At 72.4% G+C, this 10,982-nt stretch carries 8 protein-coding genes and 1 tRNA gene; 4 read left to right on the forward strand and 5 right to left on the reverse strand.

Annotated elements, in window-relative coordinates:
- Positions 1–74: 74 nt before the first annotated feature.
- From mshC to Q7F20_RS15790, 3 genes are all read right to left on the reverse strand, one after another.
- Positions 75–1,319: a cysteine--1-D-myo-inosityl 2-amino-2-deoxy-alpha-D-glucopyranoside ligase gene (gene mshC, locus Q7F20_RS15780; protein WP_305741020.1), complete on the reverse strand. Its 1,245-nt coding sequence runs from the start codon at positions 1,317–1,319 to the stop codon at positions 75–77.
- On the reverse strand, positions 1,316–2,146 hold the full coding sequence (locus Q7F20_RS15785; protein ID WP_305741021.1) for an undecaprenyl-diphosphate phosphatase: 831 nt from the start codon (positions 2,144–2,146) through the stop codon (positions 1,316–1,318). The genes mshC and Q7F20_RS15785 overlap by 4 nt, the downstream gene beginning before the upstream one ends.
- Positions 2,147–2,208: 62 nt before the next feature.
- A complete protein-coding gene (locus Q7F20_RS15790) occupies positions 2,209–3,525 on the reverse strand; it encodes a M20/M25/M40 family metallo-hydrolase (protein WP_305741022.1) in 1,317 nt (438 codons plus the stop codon).
- A gap of 186 nt (positions 3,526–3,711) precedes the next feature.
- Between Q7F20_RS15790 and Q7F20_RS15795 the strand changes: the two genes are divergently transcribed.
- The 4 genes from Q7F20_RS15795 (at position 3,712) to Q7F20_RS15810 (ending at position 8,547) form a co-directional block, all read left to right on the forward strand.
- Positions 3,712–3,797 (forward strand) — tRNA-Leu (locus Q7F20_RS15795).
- Between the two features lie 331 nt (positions 3,798–4,128).
- Entirely contained in the window at positions 4,129–5,469 is a 1,341-nt protein-coding gene (locus Q7F20_RS15800; protein ID WP_305741023.1) for a hypothetical protein, read from the forward strand.
- Positions 5,470–5,672: 203 nt separating this feature from the next.
- The gene (locus tag Q7F20_RS15805) at positions 5,673–6,317 is read left to right on the forward strand and encodes a class F sortase (protein ID WP_305741024.1); all 645 of its coding nucleotides are present in this window, start codon (positions 5,673–5,675) and stop codon (positions 6,315–6,317) included.
- A gap of 133 nt (positions 6,318–6,450) precedes the next feature.
- A complete protein-coding gene (locus Q7F20_RS15810; RefSeq protein WP_305741025.1) occupies positions 6,451–8,547 on the forward strand; it encodes a sigma-70 family RNA polymerase sigma factor in 2,097 nt (698 codons plus the stop codon).
- A 431-nt stretch (positions 8,548–8,978) separates the two neighbouring features.
- Here Q7F20_RS15810 and Q7F20_RS15815 read toward each other — a convergent pair whose 3' ends face one another.
- Both Q7F20_RS15815 and Q7F20_RS15820 read right to left on the reverse strand, forming a co-directional pair.
- Positions 8,979–9,560: a hypothetical protein gene (locus Q7F20_RS15815; RefSeq protein ID WP_305741026.1), complete on the reverse strand. Its 582-nt coding sequence runs from the start codon at positions 9,558–9,560 to the stop codon at positions 8,979–8,981.
- 11 nt (positions 9,561–9,571) lie between these two features.
- Positions 9,572–10,711: a zinc-dependent alcohol dehydrogenase gene (locus Q7F20_RS15820; protein ID WP_305741027.1), complete on the reverse strand. Its 1,140-nt coding sequence runs from the start codon at positions 10,709–10,711 to the stop codon at positions 9,572–9,574.
- Positions 10,712–10,982: the final 271 nt, after the last annotated feature.

Consider the following 10,982-nt stretch of genomic DNA (forward strand, 5'->3'; position numbering starts at 1 on the left):
GGTGCCGGCTGGCACCGCGCCTCCCGTCCGTCTCTGGGGACGTTCCGGGCGCTCGACCGCCTCCGGGAGCGGCGTCAGCCGAGGCGGATGCCGAGGAGGGCGTCGATCAGGTCGACGAGTTCCGGCGTGACGGCCGTGCCGCCCGCGATCGCGGTGTCGACCGCGGCGACGGCGCCCGGCGTGTCGAGGTCGTCCGCGACGCGGGCCCGGATCCGGGCGATGACCTCGGCCGCGTCGTCGGCGTGTCCGGCGTCGCTCCCGGCGGCCCACGCGTCCCAGGTGGCCAGCCGCGTCGTGGCGCTGGTGAGCTCGGTGTCGAACCACTCCCAGTCGTCCGAGTACTTGTGCGACAGCAGCGCGAGGCGGATCGCACGCGGGTCGGCACCGTCGTCGAGCAATCCACGGACCGTGACGAGGTTGCCGAGCGACTTCGAGATCTTCTCGCCCTGGTAGGCGATCATCCCGGTGTGCACGTACGCCTGCGCCAGCGGCTGGTGGGCGAGCGCAGCGGCGTGCCCGGCGCTCATCTCGTGGTGCGGGAAGACGAGGTCGCTGCCGCCGCCCTGGACGCTGATCGGCAGGCCGAGGCGGTCGCCGGCGATGACGCTGCACTCGATGTGCCACCCGGGGCGACCGGGGCCGACGGCGGAGTCCCAGCTCGGCTCACCCGCCCGCGCGGCACGCCAGAGCAGCGGGTCGAGCGGGTCGCGCTTGCCGGCCCGGTCGGGGTCGCCGCCGCGCTCGGCCGACAGGGCGAGCATGGTCTCGCGGTCGAGGCCGCTCTCGTCACCGAGCGCCCAGCCCTCGGTCGGACGGTTCACGTCGAAGTAGACGTCGTCACCCTCGGAGTCCGGCGTCGGCACCGAGTAGGCGTAGCCGGTCTCCTGCAGGAAGGCCACGGCCTCGGCGATGTGCTCGACCTCGTCCGTCACCGCCACGAACTCGTCGGGCGGGAGGACCCGCAGCGACTCCATGTCGCGCCGGAACAGGTCGATCTGCGAGGCCGCGAGCTCCCGCCAGTCGACGCCGTCCCGTGCGGCCCGTTCGAGGAGCGGGTCGTCGACGTCCGTGGTGTTCTGCGCGTACTCGACCTCGAACCCGGCGTCGCGCCAGACGCGACCGAGGGTGTCGAACGCGAGGTACGTCGCCGCATGTCCGAGATGGGTGGCGTCGTACGGGGTGATGCCGCACACGTAGAGCGCGGCACGCTCGTCGCCGCCGGTCGGGTCGACGGGCTTGCCGGTCGCCGTGTCGTGCACGACCGGACGGGGTGCGGCGCCCGGGACCTCGGGGACGGACGGGACCTGCCAGGCCCTCACGGCTGGACCACTCCGAGCGACAACAACACGAGGAGAACGATACCGAGTGCGATCCGGTAGACGACGAAGGGCATGAAGCTGCGCTTGCTGATGTAGTTCATGAACGCGGCGATCACGACGAAGCCGACGACGAACGCGACGACCGTGGCGATCAGCGTGTCGACCACCCCGAACGGCGCACCCGTGTCGCCGAGGCTCGTCGCCGCCTCGTACAGACCGGACAGGAACACGGCCGGGACGGCGAGCAGGAACGCGAAGCGGGCGGCTGCGGGGCGGGTGTAGCCGAGCGCGAGCCCCATCGACACCGTCGCCCCCGACCGCGAGACGCCGGGCACGAGGGCGAGCATCTGCGCCAGGCCGATCAGGATCCCGCCGCCGAACGTCATGTGCTCGATGCGCCGGACCTTCTTGCCGACGACGTCGAGCACCCCGAGCACGATGCCGAACACGATGAGGACGATCGCGACGATCCACAGCGACCGGAACGTGGTCTCGATCGAGTCCTTGAGCAACAGGCCGGCGACACCGATCGGGATCGTCCCGAGGATGACGAGCCACCCGAGCCGGGCGTCCGGGTCGTTGCGGGGCACGGTCTTCCCCGACAGCGACCGGAACCACCGCCCGATGATCCGCGTGATGTCGCGCCAGAAGTAGATCAGGACGGCGGTCTCGGTGCCGAGCTGCGTCACCGCGGTGAACGCCGCACCCGGGTCCTGGGCGTCCGGCAGGAAGAGCCCGACGATGCGGAGGTGGGCGCTGGAGGACACCGGGAGGAACTCGGTGAGCCCCTGGACGAAGCCGAGGAAGATCGCCTCGAGGATGTGCACGGCTCGGGCCTTTCGGGGAGAGTCGGTTCAGGACACCGCCGGACCGGCGACCATGCACAATATCAGTAGGTGGCGAGGAGGTCTCCGAGGACCCGCCGACCGAACGCGAGCGAGTCGAGCGGCACCCGTTCGTCCACACCGTGGAACATCGCCGGGAAGTCCACCCCCGCCGGCAGCTGCAGCGGCACGAAGCCGTAGCCGGCGATGCCCAGCGTCGAGAGCGCCTTGTTGTCCGTCCCGCCCGAGAGCAGGTAGGGCAGCACCGGAGCACCCGGGTCGTGACGCTCGAGCACGTCCCGGACGGCATCGACCAGTGGGCCGCCGAAGTCCTGCTCGAGCCCGATGTCGCGGAACGACATCACCACCTCGACGTCGTCGCCGGCGAGTTCCCGCACGCGCGCCAGCACGGTCTCCTCGTCGCCGGGGAGACACCGGATGTCCACCAGGGCCTCGGCGCGGTCGGGGATGACGTTGTGCTTGTACCCGGCGCTGAGCACCGTCGGGTTCGTGGTCGTGTGCAGGGCCGCGTGGATGAAGCGGGACGCGGACCCCGTCGCGAGCGCCACCTCGTCCGGACCGGTCACCGTCGGGTCCACCCCGAGGAAGCGGGCGACCTCGGCCACCATCGCGTCGGTCGTCGCCGACAGCCGCACCGGCCACTCCTCGCTGCCGATCCGGGCGACCGCCGCCGCGAGCTTCGTCACGGCGTTGTCGTGGATCACGTGCGAGCCGTGCGCCGCGGTGCCCGTCGCGACGAGCTTGATCCACATCAGGGCCTTCTCGCCCGTCTGCAGCAGGTACGCACGACGGTCACCGAGGGTGATCGAGTAGCCGCCCACCTCACTGATCGCGGCAGTGGCGCCCCGGAACACCTCGGGGTGGTTCGTGACGACGTGGTGCGAGCCGAGGACTCCCCCGGCTTCCTCGTCGGCGAAGTAGGCGATCACGAGGTCGCGCTCCGGCGCTCCCTGTCGTTCGATGACGTCCGACAGCGACGTCAGCATCATCGCGTCCATGTTCTTCATGTCGACCGCGCCGCGACCCCAGAGCATGCCGTCCCGGACCTCGCCGCCGAAGGGGTCCACCGACCAGTTCGCCGGGTCGGCCGGCACCACGTCGAGGTGCCCGTGCACCACCAGGGCGGGCTTGTCGCGGTCGCGGCCGGGCACCCGGGCGACGACGCTCACCCGGTCGGGCTCCGACTCGAACAGCTGCGGTTCGAGCCCGAGCGCCCGGAGCTTCGCCTCGACGTAGTGCGCCGCCTCGGTCTCACCCCGGGACTTCCCCTCGCCCCAGTTGGTGGTGTCGATGCGGATGAGGTCGCGGGCGATCGCCGCAGTGGCCTCGAGGTCGGTCGGCGTGGCCTCCGGGTTCGTCATGCGCCAACGCTACCGGTGTGCACCCGGCGCCCCCGGCGCGCGGCGTCACATGGTCGACGCCGTGCGGGACGCGCCCGGGATGCGCTGCCGTGTTCATCGGGCGTTCAGACCCGTGCTAGTGTCTTCTCTCGGCAGGAACGCCGGGGAAACAGCCCGGAGCGCCGGTCGACAACTGCAGGAACACCTGTCCGGGTGGCGGAATTGGTAGACGCGCTAGCTTGAGGTGCTAGTGCCCGTATTAGGGCGTGGGGGTTCAAGTCCCCCCTCGGACACAAGAGATGAAATGCCCCCAGGCCGTTCGGCCCGGGGGCATTTTCGTTGTGGGCGCGCGGTGGATGATGCTGCGTGCGTCATGTGTCGCGTGCGGGGGTTGAGCGCGTGCGACAAGACCGCTGTCGTACGACACCGACCACGTCGCCCCCGTCCGGACGCAACAGTTGCACGCGCGCGGCCGCGACACGAGTGCAGCGCGACATCGCGGCAGCGCGTGACGAAACCGGCAGGGCCGACTCTCACCTCCGGCACCGCAACCCGATGACCCGAGTCGGCCACGTCCCCGCCCGGTGCCGCGGGCCTGGCTGCCGTAGGAACCCGAGAACCCGAATGCACCACCACCCTGCCCGACCTCGCGATCGCCGTCGGTCCGCCCTCTTCGCCACCGGCATCGCCGCCGTGGCCGCCATCGCCGTCGGCATCGGCGCCGCGGTCCCCGCCTCCGCCGCCGACGGCTACACCACCAACGCGACGATCGCCGACCTCCGCTTCACGTCCGAGACCGTCACGTCCGGGAGCAGCGCCGAACTCGCCGGCACCTGGTCACTGCCGGACTCCCCCGCCACCCCGGCCGGCTTCGTGGTGGACCTGCCGCCCGAGCTCCAGGGCCGCTCCGACGGGTTCCCCCTGCTCGCACCGGACGGCTCGGCGATGGGACGGTGCACCGTGACCGCCACGCAGCTCGACTGCGCCGTCGACAGCGCCTACGTCACCGCGCACCCGAACGACCTGCACGGATCGTTCTCGTTCTGGGTCACGGTCCGGACCACCACCGATTCCGCCACCTCGACGACGTACCAGGTCGGTGGGACCGCCGTGACCACGACCGTCGAGCCCGCACAGCCCGGCACCGGCCCCGGAACCTGCACGGTGGGCTGCGCCTTCACCGGCCGGACCAGTGGCAAGTGGGGAAGCTACGACGCCGCGGCCGGCGTGGTCGAGTGGACCGTGGCGATCGGCTCCGGCCCCGACGGCATGCGCGGGGGCGAGCGGATCACGGTGACCGACTCCCCGGGACCCGACCAGGAGCTCCTCACCAGCTACCGCGGCTCCTCCTTCGCGACCCTCTGGCAGACGAACCGGGTCACCACGGGCGCCGATGGGCGGTCGGGACTGACCGGATGGGCGCCGGCACCGCGAGATGACTCCGTCAGCACTGCGGGGAGCGTCTCGTTCACCGCGCGGCAGGGGTACTTCTACGACGTCCACTTCGCCTCCCGCGTCACCGACGGCGGCCTCGCAGGGCGCTACACGAACACCGCGACGATCAGGATCGACGGCGACGACGCATCGGTCGGCGGCACGGTCGTGCACCAGGGCGGTGGCGCCTCGGGGTCCGGCACCGCGCCGACCAGCACCCCGACCCCGACAGCTCCGGTGACGTCCACGCCCACCCCGCGACCGACGTCTCCGTCCACGCCCGTCGCGACCCCGACCCCTGGCCCCACCGTGACTCCGGCGGGGTCGACCGGCGACGGCGACGGCACGAGCGGGCCTGCCGCTCCGTCGCCGGTCCCCACCACGCGCGGCGCTGCGATCGACACCGGTGGGACCGTGTCCGACCGCTCGGCGCCCTGGTGGTCCGTCGCGCTCGTCAGCAGCGGTGGACTCACGCTCTTGCTGGTCCTCGGCGCGTGGGCCGCACGGACGCGTCCTCGACCGCGACCCTGACCAGCCGCCGCGGCACCCGGTGCCGCGGCCTCGAACGCTCCGCCCGACGACCCTGGTCGGCCGGAGTCCAGCCGGGTCCGTCGCCCGAACGACGCCCCGGCACGCAGGCCGGTGGGCAGCACCCGAAGCGTCCACCGGCCTGCACACCCCAGCGAGGACGCACCCCCCGCGATCAACCATGCCCGACCACTCGAGGAGACACCGTGCAAGTCCGACCCGCGGGGCGACCTTCCACCCTCCTGCTCGTCATCGCCGCCGTGACCGCCGTCACGATGCTCGCCCTCGGGATCAGCGGCGTGGTCACAGCGACGAGTTCGGTACCGCCCGGCACCGTCCGCGACATGCACGGCGACCCCGTGCGACTCGAGGCACCCGTCGTCACTGCCCCGCAAGCACGCGCGACACCGGACGGATCAGGGCGCCTCGTCGTGCCGTCCGTCCGCCTCGACGTCCCGCTCGGTGCGCTCGACGCCGTCAACGGCAGGATCACGCCGCCCGGCTTCCGATCCGCGTACCTCGTCCGCGACGTCGGGGTCGTTCCGGAGCGCGCCGCGTCCGGCACCGTGGTGGTGGTGATGCACTCGTTGCGCGGGGGCGGCACCGCGCCGGGGAACTTCCTCACGGACGTCGATCGGGGTCGGAGTCGAGTCGCGATCGGTGCGGTCGCGCGGGTCGCCGGCGTGGCGTACACGGTGACCGGCTCGACGCTGGTCGACAAGGACCGGATCGCCGACGACGCCGGAGTGTGGGGCGACGTCCCGGACCGTCTGCTCCTGATCACCTGCCTCGAACGCCCGGACGGCTCACCGTCGACGCAGAACCTCGTGATCACCGCGACCAGAGCCTGAGCCACGTCCACGTCCGACGGATCTGCCGGACCTGCGTGATGAAACCTCCGACTCGGACTCCCCACACTCGGACCGGTGTGTTCAGATGGACCATACCGCCCGGACGGTGAACCGAAGACGAGGAGCGAACGACGTGCGCGGTAGCTCTGAGCCCGGCAGTGACGCTGCACTGATCCGGTCGACGCGCGACGGCGACCGGACGGCGATCGCTGCGCTCTGGAGTCGGCACCACCGCGCCGCCGTCCGACACGCGGCGGGACTCGTGGGCTCGTCGGAGGCCGAGGACGTCGCCTCCGAGGCCTTCACGAACGTCGTCGGCGCGATCGAACGCGGCGCCGGTCCCGACGAGTTGTTCCGGCCGTACCTCTACACGGTCATCCGCAACGTCGCAGCCACCGAGTTCCGCCGACGCGCGCGCCACACGGACGCCGAAGTCGACTTCGACGCCTTCGAGGACCCCGGACCCGACGCGTCCACGGAGATGGCGCGCGCTGCCGACCGGACGGCCCTCGGTCGCGCGTTCAGCACGCTCCCCGAACGGTGGCAGACCGTCCTCTGGTACACCGAGGTCGAAGGACTGCGGCCACGCCACGTCGCCCCGTTGGTCGACCTCCAACCCGGCGCCGTGTCGTCGCTGGCGTTCCGAGCCCGGCAGGCGCTCCGCGCAGCGTGGATCCAAGAGCACCTCGCGACCGAGGGTCTGCCCGACGAGTGCCGTCGCCAGCTGGCAGCCTTCGGCGCCTACGAAGCGGGCACGCTCAGCGCTCGCGATCGTCGCCGTCTCGAGGCGCACATCCGGGACTGCGTGCACTGTCCTCCCGTGCTCGACGACACTCGCCGACTCGCCGGGCGGATCGCGGCGGCGCTCCTCCCCCCGGTCGTCGGCACGGGCATCGGCAGCGCGGTGCTGCACGCGGATGCACCGGCGTCGGCGGTCGAGGGTGCGGCAGCGGTCACTCCTCCACGCCCGCTCCTGTCCGGAGGCACCGGACTGCTCGGCGCGGTCGCGGCACTCGTCGTGGCCTCGACCGTCGTCGCGGTCGCCGGGCCGTGGTCGGACGACCGACCCACCGCCACCGGGTCGGAGACACACGCGACGGGGACCCCGACTGCCCCGGTCGAAGGCACCGAACCGCCGGACCCCGCCGAACCGCTGCACCGCACCGAACCGCGGGACCGCGCCGTACCGCCCCGCGTCGCTGAGCCGAGCCCCCTCCCCTCACCGGGCCGGAACGCCCGCGGGAGCAGCCCGGTGATCCCGACCGCGCCGGTCTCCGTCCTCGACACCGTCCTCGGCATCGCCGCGGACGGCCCGTCCGCGACTGCCGACCCTGACCCGGGCACGACGCCCACATCCCCGAGGCCGGGCACGACACCGGACACGACCGGCGGTTCCCCGACCACGAACGGCGGCGACCAGCTCCCGCGGTCCGAGCCGCCGGTCCCGACGCAGGACACCGTGCTCGTCGCGAGCCGGGCCGTCCCGCTCACCGGCACCGCGACCGCCGGGAGCCGCGTCGAAGCGCGCTCCGGTACGGCGACAGCCGTTGCCACCGCGGGGCCCGATGGCACGTGGAACACCACGCTCCGGTTCCCTGCGGACGGTGTCGTGCGCGTGAGCATCACCGCGACGGCACCTGAGCACACGGTCTCTCTCCCGGTCGTTGTCACGGTGACGGTGGACACGACGGCACCGGCGCCCCCGACCATCGCGACGACCTGGACGCCCACCGACCCCACGCCGCCGACGTTCTCCGGGACCGCCGAGGCAGGCAGCACGGTCACCGTCACCGTCGCGGACGGTACGGGCAGCGCCTCCACCACCACCGACTCCGACGGTCGGTGGCGCATCGTGGTGGCCGGCCTGCTCCCGACCGCGACCGCGGTCCGGGTCACCGCGACTGACGCCGCCGGGAACACCTCCGCCGCGACGGACAGCAGCCCGTTCGCGTTCGTCCCGTCCATCACCGACCCCCTCGACGGGAGCACGGCGACGAGCGCACCGCTGCCGATCAAGATCACCGGCTGGCCGGACGCCGATGTCGAGGTCGCCGTCGACGACGTGGTCGTCGGCACGGTCTCGACCGGAGCGGCCGGCCGGTTCAGCGGCCACATCCGACGCGGAGAGGGCGGGCTCGCACCGGGTCAGCACAGCATCACGGTGCGCTACCGCGACGGTGCGAGCGTCTCCTCGAACGCCACCACGGTGGCGATCACCGTGGTCGGCTGACTGCTGCTCCCGCTGCGGGACGGTCCAGGAGGCGCGGCTCGGCCGACGCACGTCGGTCGCCTCCGGATCGGGGTCGCCACTCGCTCGTGCGTGCTTCCTCCCCGCGGGCGCGCATCCAGACGGGAGCGCCGGGGACTCTGCCGAGCGGCAGGCCTCGGCGAGTCAGGCCGTCGTCGTACCGCGTGCACAACTCTTGCGCACGCGCAGCAACGACACGACCGATGTCGTACGACATCGACCACGTCGCTCCCGCGCGGACGCAACAGTTGCACGCGCACGGTGGCGACAACATCGATGTCGCACGACGTCGACGATGTCGCATCACCGCGGCACGCGCGCGCCCACCCGCGGCACGCGCCCGCCCCACCCGCGGCACGCGCCCGCCCCACTCGCCCGCGCGCGCCACGCCTCAGCGAGCCCGAGGCCGCACGTCAGCGACGCCGCACCCGACGCACCACGAGCACCACCCCGCCGAACACCGCCAGCCACCCCCAGTTCGCCACGATCGGGTCGAGGACCTGGTGCCGCCAGTCCCGCCGGGACGAACGGAGCCGCGACGACACCGGGTGCTTCCCCCGCTCGGCGCGCACGCCCGTCTCGCGGATCACCCGGTCGGGCCGACCACGGAGCGCATCGGTCACCCGGTGCGCCGCGACGTCGATCCGGTCGCCGAGCACCAGCAGCAGCCAGTGCGCGAGCCGCCCCTCGCTGAACCGCCGGTAGGCGTACCGCCGGACGACCCCGGCGACGCCCCGCAGGGGTTGGGCCGTCCCGAACACCGGCGTCACGTGCGCGTGCTCGACCGACCGCTCCCGGCCGCGGGCGCCGGGCTGCTGCTCCGGCACCACCCAGTGGGCACCGGTCGCGGAGCCGGCCTCGCGCGACAGCTTCGGCACCGACGGACGGTCGGCGAGGTCGAGATCGCTCCCCCACCCCGGGATCCGGGCACGGAGTTCGTCCGCGGACGGGACGCGTCGCGGCGGATCGGCGATGTAGGGCGTGTGGTCGGTCATGCTGTCCTCCTTCACGGGACGATGACGGGCTTGATCATGCCGTCGAGCTTCGACGAGAACAGGTGGTAGCCCTCGGCGATGTGCTCGAGCGGGATGCGGTGGGTGATGATGTCGCTCGGCTTCAGGTGGCCGGCTGCGATGTGCTCGAGGAGCCGGGGCCACTGTCGCTTCACGGGCGCCTGGTTCGTGTGGATCGTGATGCCCTTGTTCATCGCGTCGCCGAACTTGACGGCGCTCGGGATCGGACCGTAGGCGCCCACGGCGGAGATCGTCCCGCCCTTCCGGACACCGTCGATGGCCCAGTTGAGTGCCGTCGGCGATCCGCCCTGGAGCTTCAGCTTCGAGGCCGTGACCTGCTGCGTGAAGTTGCCGTCCGCCTCGGCCCCGACTGCGTCGATCACGCCGTCGGCCCCGAGGAAGTCGGTCTGCCGCTTCATCTCCAACACGACGTCACCGACCTCGGCGAAGTTGATGGTCTCGGCGTGGGCGAAGGTGCGGGCCTTCTCGAGGCGGTACTCGAGCTGGTCGACGACGATCACGCGGCCGGCGCCCATGAGCCAGGCGGACTTCGCCGAGAACAGGCCGACTGGTCCGGCGCCGAGCACGACGACGGTGTCCCCCTCGCGGATCGAGGCGAGTTGCGCGCCGAAGTAGCCGGTGCTCAGCGCGTCCGTCATGAGCAGAGCGTCCTCGGGGTCGAGCCCGTCCGGCAGGACCGAGGGACCGACGTCGGCGAACGGCACCCGGACCCGCTCGGCCTGTCCGCCGTCGTACCCGCCCGTGGTGTGGGAGTACCCGTAGATGCCCCCGACGGCGGTGGCGTTCGGGTTCACGTTGTGGCAGTTCGAGAACAGGCCGCGCGCGCAGAACCAGCACGATCCGCAGAAGATGTTGAACGGCACCATCACCCGGTCGCCGACGGACAGCCGCTCGACCGACGAGCCGACCTCCTCGACGACACCGATGAACTCGTGCCCGAACGTGTGGCCGACCCGCGTGTCCGGCATCATCCCGTGGTACAGGTGCAGGTCGGAGCCGCAGATCGCGGCCCGCTCGACCCGTACGACGGCGTCGTTCGGGTGCTCGATCGTCGGGTCCGGCTTCTCCTCCACGCGGACCCGGTACGGTCCGCGGTACGTCATCGCGCGCATGGACGCTCCTCTCGTTGGCGTCCACGCTGGCGGCCCGGCCGTGTGCGCACGCCCAGGACCGCAGACTTTGGACAACCACGCGGCTTCCCGGGACATCGGCACCACAGGTGCGCCTCCCGGGCCCCGCGCCTGCGTCGGCAGCGCGCTCGCGCCTCGCTCTTCGCACGTGCGCCCCGTTACGGGCATCGCGCCCCGACTCTTCGGGGCGCGATGCCCGTGACCGGGCGCGGGACCCCCGCAGGCGGGGGTGTGGAACAACGGGCCGCCGGGA

Origin of the sequence: Curtobacterium sp. A7_M15 (assembly GCF_030705415.1) — a bacterium.
Lineage (GTDB): Bacteria > Actinomycetota > Actinomycetes > Actinomycetales > Microbacteriaceae > Curtobacterium.

Coding starts and splice junctions, on each gene's coding strand:
- Q7F20_RS15790 (WP_305741022.1), bottom strand. CDS start 3,525: ATGACGAACCCGGAGGCCACGCCGACCGACCTCGAGGCCACTGCGGCG.
- Q7F20_RS15800 (WP_305741023.1), top strand. CDS start 4,129: ATGCACCACCACCCTGCCCGACCTCGCGATCGCCGTCGGTCCGCCCTC.
- Q7F20_RS15815 (WP_305741026.1), bottom strand. CDS start 9,560: ATGACCGACCACACGCCCTACATCGCCGATCCGCCGCGACGCGTCCCG.
- Q7F20_RS15820 (WP_305741027.1), bottom strand. CDS start 10,711: ATGCGCGCGATGACGTACCGCGGACCGTACCGGGTCCGCGTGGAGGAG.